18 protein-coding genes are annotated in these 17,159 nt (G+C 37.3%); 9 read left to right on the top strand and 9 right to left on the bottom strand.

What is annotated here, in order from left to right; translation table 11 throughout:
- The first annotated feature begins 35 nt into the window (after positions 1–35).
- The 4 genes from hemF to I5M07_RS07470 all read left to right on the top strand — a co-directional run bounded on the left by hemF (position 36) and on the right by I5M07_RS07470 (position 3,430).
- Positions 36–938, top strand: a complete 903-nt coding sequence (hemF, locus tag I5M07_RS07485) for an oxygen-dependent coproporphyrinogen oxidase (protein ID WP_200105597.1) — start codon at positions 36–38, stop codon at positions 936–938.
- 87 nt (positions 939–1,025) lie between these two features.
- Positions 1,026–1,913 (top strand): fructose bisphosphate aldolase, encoded by an 888-nt coding sequence (locus tag I5M07_RS07480; RefSeq protein ID WP_200105779.1) that lies wholly within the window; start codon positions 1,026–1,028, stop codon positions 1,911–1,913.
- A gap of 58 nt (positions 1,914–1,971) precedes the next feature.
- On the top strand, positions 1,972–2,967 hold the full coding sequence (gene hemB / locus I5M07_RS07475) for a porphobilinogen synthase (protein WP_200105596.1): 996 nt from the start codon (positions 1,972–1,974) through the stop codon (positions 2,965–2,967).
- 64 nt (positions 2,968–3,031) lie between these two features.
- Entirely contained in the window at positions 3,032–3,430 is a 399-nt protein-coding gene (locus tag I5M07_RS07470) for a c-type cytochrome (RefSeq protein ID WP_200105595.1), read from the top strand.
- Positions 3,431–3,563: 133 nt separating this feature from the next.
- On the opposite strand, the gene I5M07_RS07465 is transcribed toward I5M07_RS07470, so the two are convergent.
- Complete coding sequence (locus tag I5M07_RS07465) at positions 3,564–4,271, bottom strand: class I SAM-dependent methyltransferase (RefSeq protein WP_200105594.1); 708 nt, start codon at positions 4,269–4,271, stop codon at positions 3,564–3,566.
- A gap of 179 nt (positions 4,272–4,450) precedes the next feature.
- On the opposite strand from I5M07_RS07465, the gene I5M07_RS07460 reads away from it, so the two are divergent.
- From I5M07_RS07460 to I5M07_RS07440, 5 genes are all read left to right on the top strand, one after another.
- On the top strand, positions 4,451–5,344 hold the full coding sequence (locus I5M07_RS07460) for a LysR family transcriptional regulator (protein WP_200105593.1): 894 nt from the start codon (positions 4,451–4,453) through the stop codon (positions 5,342–5,344).
- Entirely contained in the window at positions 5,334–5,825 is a 492-nt protein-coding gene (locus tag I5M07_RS07455; protein ID WP_200105592.1) for a methylated-DNA--[protein]-cysteine S-methyltransferase, read from the top strand. Before I5M07_RS07460 ends, I5M07_RS07455 begins: the two co-directional genes overlap by 11 nt.
- A 79-nt stretch (positions 5,826–5,904) precedes the next feature.
- Entirely contained in the window at positions 5,905–6,618 is a 714-nt protein-coding gene (locus I5M07_RS07450) for a 3'-5' exonuclease (protein WP_200105591.1), read from the top strand.
- An 82-nt stretch (positions 6,619–6,700) separates the two neighbouring features.
- Entirely contained in the window at positions 6,701–8,140 is a 1,440-nt protein-coding gene (locus I5M07_RS07445) for a nucleoside recognition domain-containing protein (RefSeq protein ID WP_200105590.1), read from the top strand.
- A gap of 18 nt (positions 8,141–8,158) precedes the next feature.
- Entirely contained in the window at positions 8,159–8,614 is a 456-nt protein-coding gene (locus I5M07_RS07440; RefSeq protein ID WP_200105589.1) for an FKBP-type peptidyl-prolyl cis-trans isomerase, read from the top strand.
- Between the two features lie 37 nt (positions 8,615–8,651).
- On the opposite strand, the gene I5M07_RS07435 is transcribed toward I5M07_RS07440, so the two are convergent.
- The 8 genes from I5M07_RS07435 to I5M07_RS07400 all read right to left on the bottom strand — a co-directional run bounded on the left by I5M07_RS07435 (position 8,652) and on the right by I5M07_RS07400 (position 17,145).
- Entirely contained in the window at positions 8,652–9,104 is a 453-nt protein-coding gene (locus I5M07_RS07435) for a GNAT family N-acetyltransferase (RefSeq protein WP_200105588.1), read from the bottom strand.
- Positions 9,097–10,092: a DUF4837 family protein gene (locus I5M07_RS07430; RefSeq protein ID WP_200105587.1), complete on the bottom strand. Its 996-nt coding sequence runs from the start codon at positions 10,090–10,092 to the stop codon at positions 9,097–9,099. Before I5M07_RS07430 ends, I5M07_RS07435 begins: the two co-directional genes overlap by 8 nt.
- Before the next feature lie 46 nt (positions 10,093–10,138).
- Entirely contained in the window at positions 10,139–11,968 is a 1,830-nt protein-coding gene (locus I5M07_RS07425) for a lytic transglycosylase domain-containing protein (protein WP_200105586.1), read from the bottom strand.
- 106 nt (positions 11,969–12,074) lie between these two features.
- A complete protein-coding gene (locus I5M07_RS07420) occupies positions 12,075–13,262 on the bottom strand; it encodes a phosphoglycerate kinase (RefSeq protein WP_200105585.1) in 1,188 nt (395 codons plus the stop codon).
- 900 nt (positions 13,263–14,162) lie between these two features.
- Positions 14,163–14,447 carry a hypothetical protein gene (locus I5M07_RS07415; RefSeq protein WP_200105584.1) on the bottom strand — a complete coding sequence of 95 codons (285 nt, stop codon included), beginning with the start codon at positions 14,445–14,447 and terminating at the stop codon, positions 14,163–14,165.
- Between the two features lie 946 nt (positions 14,448–15,393).
- Positions 15,394–15,729 carry a HepT-like ribonuclease domain-containing protein gene (locus tag I5M07_RS07410; protein ID WP_200105583.1) on the bottom strand — a complete coding sequence of 112 codons (336 nt, stop codon included), beginning with the start codon at positions 15,727–15,729 and terminating at the stop codon, positions 15,394–15,396.
- Positions 15,698–16,027, bottom strand: a complete 330-nt coding sequence (locus tag I5M07_RS07405; RefSeq protein ID WP_233621979.1) for a nucleotidyltransferase family protein — start codon at positions 16,025–16,027, stop codon at positions 15,698–15,700. Before I5M07_RS07405 ends, I5M07_RS07410 begins: the two co-directional genes overlap by 32 nt.
- Before the next feature lie 149 nt (positions 16,028–16,176).
- Positions 16,177–17,145 (bottom strand): PorP/SprF family type IX secretion system membrane protein, encoded by a 969-nt coding sequence (locus I5M07_RS07400; protein WP_200105582.1) that lies wholly within the window; start codon positions 17,143–17,145, stop codon positions 16,177–16,179.
- Positions 17,146–17,159 lie beyond the last annotated feature (14 nt).

Below are 17,159 nucleotides of genomic sequence, written 5' to 3'. Positions count from 1 at the left end.
CATCAACCAACAAAAACCAACCAACAACTTTTATCATGAAAAATAAATTTTACGCCTACATACAAAAATTACAAGACTCGATAGTTACAGGACTCGAAGCCGTTGACGGAACTGCAAAATTCAAAGAAGATCTTTGGGAACGTCCCGAAGGCGGTGGTGGAAGAACGCGTGTGATTGAAAACGGAGCCGTTTTCGAGAAAGGCGGCGTAAACATTTCTGCCGTTCACGGAAAATTGCCAGAAACCATGCAAAAAATGTTTGGCGTAGGTGAAGCTGATTTTTTTGCATGCGGATTGAGTTTGGTTTTGCATCCTAAAAATCCAATGGTGCCAACGGTTCACGCTAATTGGCGTTATTTTGAAATGTATGATGAAGAAGGAAAAGTGATTCAGCAATGGTTTGGTGGAGGTCAGGATTTAACACCTTATTATTTGTTTGAAGAAGATGCAAAACACTTTCACCAAACCTGTAAAACAGCCTGTGACAAATACAATCCGGAGTTTTATCCAAAATATAAAAAACAGTGCGACAATTATTTCTGGAACGCACACCGCAATGAAGCCCGCGGACTTGGCGGTTTGTTCTTCGATTATTGTAAAGCAACCGAGCAAATGTCAATGGAAGACTGGTATAATTTCATCACCGAAGTAGGTAATAGTTTCTTGGAAGCGTATGTCCCAATTGTCGAAAAAAGAAAAAACCTTTCGTATACTCCAGAACAAAGAACTTGGCAAGAAATTCGTCGTGGCCGTTATGTTGAGTTTAATTTGGTGCACGACAAAGGCACTTTATTTGGTCTCAAAACCAATGGCAGAATCGAAAGTATTTTGATGTCGTTGCCGCCGCACGTGCAATGGGTTTATGACCATCATCCAGAAGTAGGTAGTGACGAAGAAAAGTTATTACAAGTATTAGCAAATCCTAAAGAATGGATTTAATAAAACCTAAATATCTGATTTAGAAGTTGTAATTTAGAGTTCTTTTAGAAGATATTTTGTTGCTAAAAAACACTTATTATGGAAAACATCAAAATCAAACAATTAACGCAAATGCAGTCTGGTAAAGGGTTTATAGCTGCCCTTGATCAAAGTGGTGGCAGTACACCAAAAGCGTTAACGCAATATGGCGTCGCCGAAAACAGCTATACGAATGACGAAGAAATGTACACCATCGTACATGAAATGAGAACTCGAATTATTAAAAGTCCTGCCTTTAATAATGATTATATCTTAGGTGGCATCCTATTCGAAAACACTATGGATCGTAAAATTGACGGTCAATGGACTTCTGATTATTTATGGAATCAAAAAGGCATCGTTCCTTTTTTGAAAGTAGACAAGGGACTTGAAACTATTTCCAATGGTGTACAATTAATGAAGCCTATTGCAGGTTTAAACGATTTATTAGACCGTGCCCTATCTCGAAATATATTTGGTACAAAAATGCGTTCGGTTATAAAAGAAGCCAACCCTAACGGAATTCGGGAAATAGTAAAACAACAATTTGAAGTGGCGATTCAAATTTTCAACAAAGGTTTGGTTCCGATTATAGAGCCAGAGGTTGATATTTATAGTAAAGACAAGCAAAAATCGGAAGAAATTCTGAAAGAAGAAATAATTAAACAATTGAATTTGTTGGATAATAGTGTGAAAGTCATGCTAAAACTTTCGATTCCAACTGTGAATAATTATTATAGTGAGTTAATGTCCGATTCGCATGTTATACGTGTGGTAGCTTTGTCTGGCGGTTATACACGAGAAGAAGCGAATGATAAATTGGCACATAATCAGGGATTGATTGCGAGTTTTTCACGTGCTTTATCTGAAGGACTCAATGCACAGCAATCCGAAGATGCCTTTAACACTACCTTAGAAAATTCAATCAAAGAAATTTACTCCGCTTCAAATCAATAATAATTAAAAATAATTCCATTTTAGAAAGCAAAATCTAAAATCTAAAATCTAAAATAAAATGTTCCCATTACAACGAGGTCGTCGTTTAAGAACCAACGAATCCGTAAGAAGTTTAGTTCGCGAAACCACTTTAAGTCCGTCGGATTTTATGTTTCCGATGTTCATTGCCGAAGGCGAAAACGTAAAGGTAGAAATTCCATCAATGCCGGGTATTTTCCGTCGTTCAATTGATTTGACAGTTGAGGAAGTAAAAGAATTATTTGCTTTAGGAATTCGTGCCGTAAATATCTACGTAAAAGTAAGCGAAAGTCTAAAAGACAATACCGGAAAAGAAGCTTGGAATCCCAACGGATTGATGCAGCAGGCTATTCGTGCCATCAAAACAGCTTGTCCAGAAATGATTGTAATGCCAGATGTGGCTTTGGATCCATACTCTATTTACGGCCATGACGGAATTATTACCAATGGAGATGTCGAAAATGATGCGACTAACGACGCCTTAGTAAAAATGGCTATTTCTCACGCAGAAGCGGGTGCCGATTTTGTCGCGCCTAGTGATATGATGGATGGTCGCGTATTGCGTTTACGCCAAGGTTTGGATGCAGCAGGGTTTCACAATGTTGGAATTATGAGTTATTCAGCTAAATATGCTTCGGCTTTTTACGGACCTTTCCGTGATGCTTTGGACAGCGCACCAAGAGAAGCTGATGTAGTTGTTCCAAAAGACAAAAAAACTTATCAAATGGATTATGCTAACCGCATCGAAGCTATTAAAGAAGCCCTTTGGGATGTTGAAGAAGGCGCCGATATGGTTATGGTAAAACCTGGAATTGCGTATTTGGATATCGTTCGTGAAGTAAAAGATGCTGTAAATGTTCCTGTAACCGTTTACCAAGTTTCTGGCGAATATGCGATGATAAAAGCCGCTGCCGAAAAAGGTTGGTTAGATAATGACAAAATCATGATGGAACAATTAATGTGTATCAAAAGAGCCGGAGCGAGTTTAATTTCGACTTATTTTGCTAAAGAAGCTGCGATTCTTTTGAATAAATAAGCTGATTAATATCATTTAATTTCCTGTTTTTTAGATTTACATTTGATATAATAAAAAAGAAAAAATGAAAAAAATTATACTATTGGGGTTAATTGCTCTTGCAATATTATCTTGTAAAAAAGAAAGTCAAGAATCTTTTGGAACAACTCCTGCAACCGAAACTCCTGAAATAACGCCAGAGGTTGCTTCACCAGAAGATTTAGGAAAATCACTTTTTGAAGGTAAAGGAAATTGTACGACTTGTCACCAAATTGATCAAAAAGTAATCGGGCCAAGTGTGAAAGATATTGCGAAAATTTACAAACAGAAAAACGGTAATATTATTAGTTTTTTAAAAGAAGAAAGTGAGCCTATTATTGACCCAGATCAATACGCATTAATGAAGCCGAATTTGGCTCTTACCAAAACATTTACAGAGGAAGAATTAAACGCTTTGGAAGCTTATATTTATTCAAATTTATAATTTTTTAGGAGCTTTTCCTGCTATACGCTATATCTCTTGTGGCGAACCCCGCCACAAGAGGATGCCGCTTCTATCAGGGCTAAAAACACGAAAACCATCTCACTATTGGGATGGTTTTCGTGTTTTCAAATCATTATTTAACCCCTCCAAAAGCCCCAAAGCAAGCATTTTTATGCAAAATCTCTGTACTAGAAAAACCCACTTTTTTCATCAAATCCAATTGATAGGTCATCGAGCGAGGCGTGTCCTCCATTTCGATATAATCAAATACTTTTTGCTGGTATTCTTCACCTCCATGTTGTTGCAAATAATCACCATATTTTTCCCATATCATTTCATTTACACCTTCGTGATCTTGTACCAACAAATCCGAAATCATCAAACATCCGCCAGGAGTCAAACAATCGTATAATTTCTTGAAAACAAATTCCCAGTCAGAATCATCTCTTAAATGATGCAAAACAGCACCCGCCAAGATGATATCAAAATGATTTTTGGGTAATTCAATTTCACGAATATCTCCTTGTATAGTGGCTACTTTTCCCGTAGTTTCTGCCGATACACGTCCTTGAGCTCGCTCTAACATTGGCAAACTCAAATCGATCAATGTGCAATCCAAATTCGGCACTTTAGAAAGCATTTTCAATGTATAATTCCCAGCGCCACAACCCAAATCCAAAACAGTCGTTGCTTTTGGTTTTATGGCTTTGGCAGCAGCGGTAATCAATTCTAATGAAATTTGAGCATCCATTGTGGCTACTTGTCCGGTTTCTAAATTGGCAAAACGTTCTACATCATTGTCAAAACGTTCTTTGATCTGATTTACAGTTGATTTTTTCATCACTTTCTTGTTTAAGTTCTATTGTCAAGCTGAGCGCAGTCGAAACTTTTTTTTCAAAAAAATATAAATCTCGACTTCGCTCGATTTGACATATTCGATTTTTATATTACAAACCTAAAATTTTTATATATGACTTAAAAATACTTATTTTTACATAAATCAATACCTAATAAGTATTTATGGAATTAAGACATCTAAAATATTTCCTCAAATTGGCCGAAGAATTAAGCTTTGTACGCGCAGCCGATAAACTATTCATTTCGCAACCACCATTGAGTCGTCAAATTAAAGAATTGGAAACCGAATTAGGAGCGACTCTTTTTGAAAGAAACAACAAAAGAGTAGTTTTGACCGAAGCTGGAAAATATTACCAAAAGGAAATCCAGGAATTGGTTCAAAATCTAGAACGCATCAATTTGACGACCAAAAAAATAAGTGAAAACCAAAGTGGCGAATTCCGAATTGCGTATGTGAGTTCGACTTTTTCGGGAGATATTTCGAAATTGCTTCAGTTTTTATCAGAGCACTATCCCTATGTGAATTTTCGATTGTACGAAGTGCCAACAGTCAAGCAAATTGCAGCTTTGGAAGAAGGTAAAATAGATTTAGGAATTATTCGAGCGCCTTTGCATTCGCCCAAAATCGATTCGCAATTATGGTTTAGAGACCGTTTTTCTCTTGTTTTTAATCGGAATCATTTTAGCCTTTCCTCCGAAGAGGATTTAGAAAAATTAAAAGAAGCTACTTTTGTGTTTTTCAATAAAGATTATGCGCCGTATTTTTACGATGCTTTATTGCAGATTTGTGCCAATTATGGGTTTTCGCCCAAAGTAGTTCATGAATCCAATAATATTTCGACAATTATTCAGTTGGTCAAAAACGGTTTAGGTATTTCGATAGTACCCACGGACATTCAAAAAAGTCATGATTATCCTGAGTTGGAATTTGTGGAAATAAAAAAAATACCGCTTTCAACCGATATTTTATTGGCTACGCCAAAAGGAAATCCATCCGGAATTTCGAAAGCAGCGATTGATTTTTTAATGAATCAAAATTTAAAAAATGAAGCCTAACGATTTAGAAACAGTGTATATCGATTCTCCACTTGGAATCACCAAAATCGTGGGTGATGAAAATGGTATTGCAGTAATTTCAGTTTCTGATGTCGATACAAATGAGATTTGTAAAGAAATTCCTGCAGTTTTACAAGATGCCGTTTCGCAACTTAATGATTATTTCGAAGGCAAAAGAACCGATTTTGATTTTAAAATAAATCCAAAAGGAACCGATTTTCAACAAAAAGTTTGGCAAGCTTTACTCGAAATTCCGTTTGGAAAAACATGCAGTTATTTAGATTTATCTAAAAAATTAGGCGATGTAAAAGCGATTCGTGCTGTAGCTTCCGCCAATGGAAAAAATCCGCTGTGGATTGTTGTTCCCTGCCACAGAGTTATTGGAACTGATGGTTCACTAACCGGTTATGCAGGTGGATTGTGGCGAAAAAAATGGTTGCTCGAATATGAAAACCCTACAAATCAGCAAAGTTTATTTTAGCCTTGTTTAAAATAGTAAGAATTTTACGCATATTTGTATGACTAAAATTAACTAAACCAATTGACCACACCTCTGGAAAATGATCGAAAAAATAAACCTCAACAACATCCTTTTTCTTGATATAGAAACAGTTCCCGAAACCGAAAACTACCAACAACTCGATACAGAAATGCAAGTTTTGTTTGAGCAAAAAACCCAATACCAACGAAAAGAAGACATTTCGGCAGAAGACTTTTATGAGCGAGCCGGAATTTGGGCCGAATTTGGAAAAATAGTTTGCCTATCTGTTGGCTTTTTTGCCAATAAAAATGATATTCGAAACTTTAGAGTGACCTCTTTTTTTGGTGAAGAAACCAAGATTTTAAAGGATTTTTCTAATTTGCTCAACAACCATTTCAATAACCCTCAACATTTGTTGTGTGGTCATAACGCCAAAGAATTCGACATTCCGTTTATTGCACGTCGCATGATCATCAACCAAATTGCTATTCCAGAAAAACTAAATTTATTTGGCAAAAAACCTTGGGAAATTCCACATTTAGACACTTTGGAATTGTGGAAATTTGGCGACTTTAAACACTACACCTCCTTAAAATTATTAACTAAAATCCTCGGAATTCCTTCGCCTAAAGGAGATATTGACGGGAGTGAAGTGGCTCACGTTTTTTATGTAGAACAAGACATTGACCGAATAGTCACTTATTGCGAAAAAGATACCATTGCCGTGGCGCAAATTTTTCTCCGATTACGCCGGGAAGAGTTATTGATTGAAGAGGAGATTATTCATGTTTAGCTTAAACAACCCTTTCAGAGTTTTGAACTCTGAAAGGGTTTCATATTAATTGCTTTTTCTATATTTACAAAAATTCTACATTATGGTATTAAGCAGATTTTGGCTGGTTATTTTTATCTCTTCTATTGTTTTTATTGTGGTGAGTCTGTTCACTTCTAACTCCTATACAATTGATTTTGTACTAAATGGAAAAAAGGATGACCCTATTTTGGTTTCCGAAAAATATTTGGAGGAGCTTCCGGCTTTTATACAAGACAGCATTCAAAAGTCGTCAGAGCAAACCTTTGTTCTCAATCGCGACGTAGCGAATGTAGATACCACATATGTTTATACCAACAAAACGGTAAAAATATTCAGCGGTGTACAAAAATCTGATGGATTATTACCTACTTGTAAAAGTACTCTAATCGATTTGATTTTACCTCTTATTGCATATTTGGCTTTCTTTTGCGGGTTGATGGAATTGTTAATTATTTCGGGAGCTTCAGGCAAATTGGCCAAAGTGTTGAGTCCCGTTTTTGTAAAAGTCTTTCCTTCTATTCCTAAAAACCATCCTTCTATTTCGTATATGACCTTGAACTTTGCCGCAAATTTCTTGGGTTTGGATTCGGCCGCTACGCCATTTGGACTTAAAGCCATGGAAAGTTTACAAGAAATAAATCCCGATAAAGACCGTGCAAGCGATGCGCAAATTATGTTTATGTGTTTGCATGCGTCGGGTTTAACTTTGATTGCCACTTCAATTATTGGTTATCGTGCTGCGGCCGGTGCTAGTAATCCCGCCGATGTTATGTTGCCATGTATCATCACCTCGTTTATCGGCACCATTGCTGCCTTTTTAATTGTGGGCATCAAACAAAAAATAAACTTTAAAAGCGCCTCTTTGGTTTTGGCTTTAGTTGGTTTGATTGCAGCCATTATTGGTTTGTTGATGTACGTAAACCACTTGGATTTAATAGGGAAAAACTATTTTACGTCTAATTTATCCAGTTTGATTTTAATTGCCATTATCGCTTTTACGTTGGTGTTTTCATTTAAAAATGAGAAAAAATTTGCCGAAGCCAACACCACCGTTTTTGATTCATTTGTAACAGGGGCCAACAATGGTGTTAAAACTGGTGTAACCATTTTTCCGTATGTTTTAGGAATGTTAGTTGCCATTTCATTATTTAGAAACAGCGGCTTGTTTGAAATCATCAGCAATTGGATTGCCTTCATTTTCTCGAATATGGGTGTCAATAAACAAATTACCGATGCTTTGCCTGTAGCTTTGTTAAGACCTTTTAGTTCGGCAGGCTCGCGTGGTTTTTTAATTGATTCGATGAATACTTTTGGAGCCGATTCTATGACGGGACGACTAAGCAGTATTTTTCAATGCAGTGCCGAAAGTACTTTTTACGTAATTGCCGTCTATTTTGGTTCTGTAAACATCAAAAACACTCGTTATGCATTAGGAACCATGCTTTTGGTTGATTTAATATGTGTGATCACTGCGATTTTTGTTGCCAGCTGGTTTTTTTAATTTTTCAAATTGTTTTCGATGAAATATTTTGCTTTTATACTTTTCTTTTTTGTAGCAATTTCTTGCAAAAAGAACGCATCTCAAATGGTTGATTATTCCGTAAAAAACGAAACCGACATACAGGCGTACATTAAAAAACACAAGCTGAAAGTTCAAAAAACAGCTTCGGGTTTGTATTATGCTATTACAAAACCAGGAACCGGAAAACAGCCCACCGCATCGGACAATGTAACCGTGGCGTACAAAGGGTATTTTTTAGACCAAAATGTATTTGATGAAAGTCCGAAAGAAGGCATTTCTTTTGGGTTAAATCAAGTGATTAAAGGATGGACAGAAGGCATTCCGCTTTTTACAGAAGGTGCCGAAGGTATTCTCATCATTCCTTCAAAATTAGGGTATGGCGATCAAGATTTTTCCCGAATTCCGGGTGGTTCCGTGCTCGTTTTTGATATACATTTGATTTCTGTGAATTAATTTTAAAACCAAATTCACTTCAGTATCCGCATTATTATTAACCGTTTCTTATCATTTTGATATGTGGAATATCATCTTCTAAATACATTTCGCCTTTAGCGATAAAACCGTGGCTTTCATAAAATTTTTGAAGGTACAATTGCGCGCTAATAGTAATCTTGTTTTGATTAAAATATTCGGCAATACCCGAAATGGCTTGTTGCATGAGTTCGTGTCCCCATTTTCGGTCACGGTAATTCTCGCTAATAACGACCCTTCCGATAGACGCATTTTCATAGGAAACACCTGCATTTAGCAAACGGGCATGTGCAACAATTTCATTTTGATAACTTCCTATTAAAAAAAGTGCTTCGGTATCTTTGCCATCCAAATCCAAATACGCGCAGTTTTGCTCCACTACAAAGACTTCACTTCGTAGTTTTAGGGTTTGATATAACTCCTCAATTGTTAACTCTTTAAACGGCTTTATTTTCCATTCTATTTTATTCATTGGGTACCGAATTGTCTTTTGAAACTACTTGAACCGATTTTAGAATGGCTTCTAAATTAAGCATCAAATCGCGTTCTTCGTTTGAGGGTGCGTAACAAAAACCTTCTAAAACCAAAACACGGTTGTAGGTTTCATCTAAAATTACATAATTAATAAAGGGCCCCATCATGAAATCATTTTGCAATTCCCAAGTACCTCTGGTTTCATAGGCATTTTTACCGTCTAAAGCAATGGCTTGAAAATACGGCGCATAGGCATCATCTGTCACCATTTGTGTTTCTTGTTCTTTGCCTTGAATGTATTTCCCGATTGAATCGCGTATTTGGACAATTTGACTAACTTTGTCTTTCTCTTTGTTCCACGAATGAAGTGGAATTTGGTATAAAAGCAGGCTCACATTACCTCCTACTAATTCTTTCTTGAGCCACATGAAGTTGCTTTTATGCAATACGTATTTAAAACCCGAGGGTACATCAAGCTGGATATGGAACTTGTTACGGATAAGGGTAGGGTTAAGTAGGGACTTGGCATTGTTTTTCTGGCACTCTTCTATTTCGGTTTTGCGGATTTGCTGAATAATGGCAGGCGCATTTAATTCGATTAGTTGGATGATGTTGGCGATGGATTTACCCGAAATTCGGAATACGTTTTGGGGTTTGGCGTATTGGTTTTTGGTGAGTTCGAATTGGGTGTGATCGCCTTTTTTGACCACAATGACGTTGCGCCCTTTGGTCATAAAACCTTCAAGCAATTTGATTGAATATTGGTTGATGGTAAACAGCGGTTCCTCTTTAGTGAGACCAAACACGGGTGAGGCCAATTTGTTTCGGAGGGTATCGCCTATTTCGCCATACCACAATTGGTCGTCAATAATCAAGGAAACGGTATTGATTTTGTTGACTTCGCGACTGTTTAGCTTGTCGTTTTTTTGCAAACAAGAGGCACATAAGAGTGCTACCAAAAAAGCGATACAAAACGATTTATTCATTGGAGAGAAACTAGAATGACTACCAAAAATAACGTATTTTTTTGGTTTAGCCGTTAATTTTAAGTTTCATTCCGGGCTTTAAATCTTTGGCCTGAATGCCGTCGTTCCATTTTTTTAAATCGGAAACAGAAATACCTGGGTATTTTTTGGCGATGCTAAACAACGAGTCGCCTTTTTGGACTTGATAGTTCATCCCTTGTGAAGAAACAGGTTGGGTTGTTTGCCTTTTGAATGCTGCCACAGCATTTGAAGCCGGTTCTACCACTACTTTTGGCTTTGTAATTACAGGAACTTCAACCACCTCAGCAGGCGCTACAATTAAACTTTTACCCACGGTAATTTTAGTCGAATTTAAATGATTCCATTCTTGCAAATCGGCTACTGTTGTGTTGTTGGCTTTGGCAATGGCTTCTAAATTATCACCCGATTTAATTTGGTATAGTTCAGGATCAGCACTATTTTTAGACGTTTTATTCGGCGTTTCTGCCACAACATCCTCTGTTTTTTTCTTGTTGCTTTTGGAGCTCACTTGGATCGCGTTTTCCTTCACTGCTACAGCCTTCACTGGCTCTTCTTTCTGAACTTGCAAGGTAGCGCCCGCGATAATGGCATTGGAATCTAATTTGTTCCAACTTTTCAATTCGAGTATCGAAACGTCAAATTTATCGGCAATGGTACTCAAATTATCTCCGCGTTGAATTTCGTAATATTTTACCTTGCCATTTGCTTTGTTGTTGTTTTCTGCAAAAGCTTCGGTATGTGGGTGAAGGAATTCAGGATTGTTTTTATTGGTTAAATACGCATATATCTTAGGCTCATTGGCTGTAAAAAGCGCAATTTTATCCAATGGCAATCGCAAATAATGCGTTTCGTTGGGATACACCGGAATCACTTTTAATTTGTAGGATGGGTTTAGTAATTCCACTTCTTTTTCGGGTACCTCTAACAAACTGGCAATATCTTTAAAGCTCATTTCTTGTTTTACCGCCACGGTATCGGTTTCAAAATGTTGGATGCTGGCTTTTTGAGGCACAATTCCGTGTTCGTTACGGTATTCGTACAAATACATGGTCGCTAAAAAAGCTGGTACATATCCTTGGGTTTCTCTTGGTAAGTACTTTTTGATTTCCCAAAAATTTTGTTTGCCTCCCGAACGGCGAATTGCTTTGGTCACATTTCCAGGTCCGGAATTATACGAGGCTAAAACCAAATCCCAGTCGCCAAAAATGGTATACATTTTAGACATATAATCGGCCGCAGCCTCACTGGATTTTAAGGGATCACTGCGTTCGTCTATATACGAATCTATTTTTAAATTGTATTGTTTACCGGTATGGTACATGAACTGCCAAAGTCCGGTGGCACCCATTCGCGAAACGGCTTTTGCATTTAGAGCCGATTCTACAATGGCTAAATATTTGATTTCGAGTGGTACATTTAACTTGGCAAACGCTTCTTCAAAAACCGGAAAATAATAATCGGAAAGGGCCATTAAACGACCTAATGATTTTCTTCGGTATTTTAAATACGATTTGATGGTTTTTTCGAGGCCTTCGTTGTAGACAATGTTAAAAGGTGATTTTTGGTTCATCGCTTGCAACCTTTGTTTGAGTACCTCGGTAGGTAATTCGACATCTACATCTGTTGTGTTGGTGTTTTCGGCTACTTCTTGGTTGAGATTGTTGTACAAATCCAAATCGACCAATTCGTTTACCCATAAACTATCCAGTTGGGCGGCTTTTTCGACTCTAGTAAACGATTGTTTAACTTGGTCTAAATAGGAAAGTTCGGTTGCTGTTTGAGGTTTTTTTTCTTGGGCGAAAAGGGCAGCAGAAAAAAGAAATAAAACTGTAAGAGTGGTATTTTTTACTAACATAATCTTAATTTCAACAAGGGGCTCACAAATTGCAAGATAAACTTTTTTTGCAAACTTAACTTGTTGAAATTAAAAAAATGTTTAAATCATGTTAAAAATGAGACAGTTAGTCTAAAATTGCCGCAATACCTGGCAACACTTTTCCTTCTAACATTTCGAGCATGGCGCCACCTCCGGTAGAAACATAACTCATTTTATCTTCGAATCCGAATTGTTTTACGGCCGCTACTGAGTCGCCACCCCCTACTAAAGAGAAGGCTCCGTTTGCTGTTGCTTCGGCAATATCATCCCCTAACGAAATGGTTCCTTTCGCAAATGTTTCCATTTCGAAAACCCCTAATGGGCCGTTCCATAAAATGGTTTTTGACTGCAAAATCACTTTTCTGAAATTTTCCAGCGATTTTGGACCTGCGTCTAATCCTTGCCATCCATCAGGAATAGCGGTAACCGCTACCACTTGTGTGTTGGCTGAATTTGAAAAATCATCTGCCGCCACTACATCAACCGGAATATGAATTTGAACTCCTTTTTCTTTTGCTTTTCTTAGGATTTCTAAAGCCAAATCTAATTTATCATCTTCACAAATAGACTCTCCAATTTGACCTCCTTGCGCTTTAATGAAGGTAAACGTCATTCCGCCCCCAATAATCATGTGGTCTACTTTGTCTAAAATATTTTCGATTACCGTGATTTTAGACGACACTTTAGAGCCTCCTAAAACGGCCGTTACCGGCTTTTCGCTGTCTTTCAATACTTTGTTTAAGCTCTCAATTTCTTTTGCCAATAAGGTTCCGAAACATTTGGCATCTGGAAAAAATTGCGCGATAATTGTTGTAGAAGCATGTGCTCTGTGTGCAGTACCAAAGGCATCATTTACATAAATGTCTCCCAATGAAGCTAATTCTTTAGCAAAATCCACATCTCCAGCTTCTTCTTCTGCGTGAAAACGCAAATTTTCTAACAACAAGACTTCGCCTGCTTTTAAATGTGCTGCTGCATCTTTGGCTTCGGCACCTACACAGTTCGTGGCAAATTTTACAGGAACTCCTAGTATTTCACTGACTGTTGCTACAATATGTTTGAGGGAATATTTTTCTTCTGCTCCTTTTGGTCGACCTAAATGCGACATTAAAATCACACTGCCACCGTCGGCTAGAATTTTATCAATGGTTGGTTTGGCAGCATCAATACGGGTCGTATCGGTTACCTTGAAATTTTCGTCTAAAGGAACATTAAAGTCCACACGGATGATGGCTTTTTTAGCTGCAAAATTAAAATCGTTTAGTGTTTTCATAACGTAGTTTTTTTCTTGAAAGTGCCACAAATATAGGACTTTTGGTTCACTAATAAATTTTAATAATTCAAAAAAACTTGCGTTTTATTTACGAAAACGTTATAATTTAGGCGGGGTTTGACTATGGGGTTTAACCGCAAGGGACGCAATGGTTTTGGATATGCTTGGTGGGGAATACGCAAAGGGCGCTGGGTGTTGTTGTGAGTTGTCGGTTGTGAGTTGTGAGTTGTTGTTCACCTTATAGTTGCTATTTTCTTTTTCCTTACCCCAGCCCTAAAGGGTGGGAAAAAGAAAAACACTGGAGGTGATGAGAGTTATTTTCTTTATGTGACCTCTCCTTTGTCGAGGTGACAAACTTTGCGTGTATGGGATTTCGAGTATTGGAGCTTTCCTTTTTCTTTACTCCAAACCTAAAGGGAGGGAAAAAGAAAAAAAGTCGAGGTGATGCGTGCTATTTGCTTTATGTCACCTCTCCTTTGTCGGGCTGACAAGCTGTGCGTAATTGGGATTTCGAGTATTGGAGCTTTCCTTTTTCTTTACTCCAAACCTGAAGGGAGGGAAAAAAAGTGCATTACTGTGGTAGATGGGTTAACCGCAAGGGGCGCAACGATTTTGGATATGCTTGGTGGGGAATACGCTAAGGGCGCTAGGAATTTTGTAAACGTTTCTCTAGAGTTTGGGGAGGAAGCAGATTCTTGTTTGCTTTTTTAACCGCAAGGGGCGCAATGGTTTTGCTATGGGCATTCACGTGGATTTGCACAAAAGCGATAACGAAATAACAAAGTTATTCGCTCCCAATAAGATTGGTACACTGTATTTCGAAATATCACGACCTTCAATTTTTTTAAATGTTCTTATTTGGCGTACATTTTTAAAAAAAACTGTTCGCGGAGTGGGATTTTAATTCATCTTTTTAAATTTTTTAGAATGTCCTTCATTAGAATTAAAATTTAAAATTAGAAATTGGTTTTTTAATTCAAACCGAATTGTTGCAAAGTTTGGATTGTTACAATTAGTGGTTATAGTACTATCATCTAGGTTAAAATTTCCAGTACTTATACTATCTTTTCCATAAGGGTCACACACAAAGCTGTTTGTTAACACAGTTCCGTCATTTTTAAATTCAATCATTATATCACTCTCAACTGGTCGAAAGGTTCCTTTTCCATCTCCTATGTCAATCAATTGCTCAATTAATTTCTATTTTCCAATCAATTTAGTTTCGGACTTGTTTTGATCATCATTAGAACAAGAAAATAAGAGTCCAATAGTTAATAAAAGTAAAATTTGTTTTTTCATGTTTTCTAAGTTTATCATTTAATACATAGATGTTTAGTTCTATAAAAGGTTGCGTCAAATTGGTTACAGCTATTGTAAAATATTTGTTTTTTTGGGTAATACCTCAACATTGGTGGATAACTCTGCAAGTAGCACTGCAATTTAAAAGAAAATTCTTAATTTTTTGGATTTGATACGAAAACCGAACTACTTATTAACAGTGGGGATTCAGTTGGTGGTTGGTGTAGATCAGGTTTTGCATTTGCTACTATTTTCTTTTTCTTTGCCGAGACCCTAAATCTTTTGATACGTTTTTTATTGTGTTGAACTCAATAAAAAAACTCGAAGCAACTGATGTTAAATGCTGTATGTGACCTCTCCTTTGTTGAGGTGACAAACTGCGCGTGATTGAGATTTCGAGTATTGGAGTTTTTCTTTTTCCTTACCCCAGCCCTAAAGGGTGGAAAAAAGAAAAACACTCTAGGTGATACGTGCTATTTGCGTTATGTGACCTCTCTTTTGTCGAGTTGACAAGCTGTGCGTGAATGGGATTACGAGTATGGGAGTTTTCCTTTTTTCTTACCCCAGCCCTAAAGGGTGGGAAAAAGAAAAAAAGTCGATCTGATGTGTGATCTTTCTTTATGTGACCTCTCTTTCGTCGGGGTGACAAGCTGTGCGTGTTTGAGCCGTGGGCATTCGGACAGCGGGTGTAAGAGCTTTTCTTTTTCCTTACCCCAGCCCTAAAGGGTGGGAAAAAGAAAAGTGGCTTCATACTTTTGATTATTTTTTCGTGCTTGACTGCGCTACAACTCACTGTTTGGCTTCAATTTTTCTACATCGATCGCTCTATGTTTTATAAACCTGGTAGGCTTTCGATTTCGTTTTGTAAATTTTTTAAGTGGCGGTTTATAATTGCCCAAACTATTGCATTATCGATACTATCATACGCGTGTACTAAGCGATTACGAAAACCAATAATTTTTTTGTCATTTTCGATATTAATTTCGAATTCGTTCTTTCTTAATTTATTTAATGCCTCTCCAATAATTACTAATTGTCTTTCAACGGCACTTTGCGTCTTAAGGTCTTTTTCATACATACTGAAATCGGTAATGTCGACCGTAAATTCGCGGATTAAATGTATCGCCATTAAGACGTCAGAGAGATACTTTTTGCTCTTTTCCGTCATAAATTAAAATTTTTGTGGAGTCTATGTTTTTTCGGAGAATAGGATTTTTAATGGATGCATTTGTCAATAAATCTACTTTTCTTTGAAAAAAAACTTCGAGTTTATCCCAAATAGACATTAAGATTTCTCCACGCTCAATCGGGTCTTCGTTATCAATCTCGATAAGCAAATCAATATCACTAGCGTCTTCATTGAAATTTTCGGTCACAGCAGAACCAAACGCATAGATATTTTTAACATTATGGTTTTTACATAATGTTAAAAACTCAGCTAATTTCATTTGTATAGACTCTTTCATCTTCATAAGCCTAAGATAGTTTATTTTTTTGAAAAATATAACTTTTCATTTTCAACGTTTTAGCATGGTCAGTTTAGGTTGATGGTTGATAGTTAGTAGTTGGTAGTTGAACACACAATTCAGATGAATCCACAATTCACAATTCACAACTAATCGTGTACTGGGCTTTGGGTACACGGACAGTTGCTGATGGCTTGTAAGAAATCGAAACCAAGGGTGATCATGTGGGTTCCGGAGTTGTAGGCAGCCATGTCGTTGGCGGTGATTTGGTAGGAATAGCCAAAATAGAATTTGGATTTGGAGAATCCTAACATGGGTCCAACATTAAGTGGTTTGCCGGGTTGGTCGTTTAAAAAACGATACGAGGCTCCTACCCAATAATAATCGTCGTAGCGGTTGTATTTGCGGTATTTGAAGTTTAAGTCGGTACTCGAACGGCCGTCGCTGGCAAAATATTGCACAAAAACAGAAGGTTCAAATTCGCTGAAGTTGTTTCCTTTGATGATTAAACCGGAATAGAGCTGAAAATTAGCTAACATCCCCGGTTCGTTGATGTCGAACTTATCCAAGTTCTTTTTTAAAATGTTACTGGCCGTAAAAGAGGCGTAAAAGCCTTTGTTGCGATACAATGCGGTTACATCAAAGTTATTGTTGGACGTATAACGGTTGTCGGTTACATACGGATCGACAGTAGCATCTCCGTAAGGCGGTCTAAACTCGTTGATATCGACTTTGAAATTGTTGAAATTATACGAAATACCAAACGAAAGGTATTGTTTGGAATAATAATCCAACACCAAGTGGTGTGCAAACGATACCCTTGCCCCTGTTTGGCGTGTATTTCCGTTTTTATCGTTGTAAAAAGACAATCCGACACCCGAGCGATCGAGTAATCGGAAATCGGCATATACGGCCTGATTATCGGGTGCATCTTTAACGCCCACCCACTGGGTTAACCCGTTCACTCTTATGCGCAAATTATCTCCAATACCGGCATAGGCCGACGATATTACAAAAGGGTTATCGGCTAGGTATTGGGTAAATGTAGGTAAATTTAACTCTTGGCCGTACCCGTAGGTAACAGCCAAAAGTAGTAAGGATAAAAGTGTTTTTTTCATGGTATTCTTTTTTA

This window comes from Flavobacterium agrisoli, from assembly GCF_016522065.1.
Taxonomy (GTDB): Bacteria; Bacteroidota; Bacteroidia; order Flavobacteriales; family Flavobacteriaceae; genus Flavobacterium; species Flavobacterium agrisoli.
The sequence above is the reverse complement of the archived record's forward strand: the minus strand, read 5'-3'. Positions and strand labels throughout refer to the sequence as shown.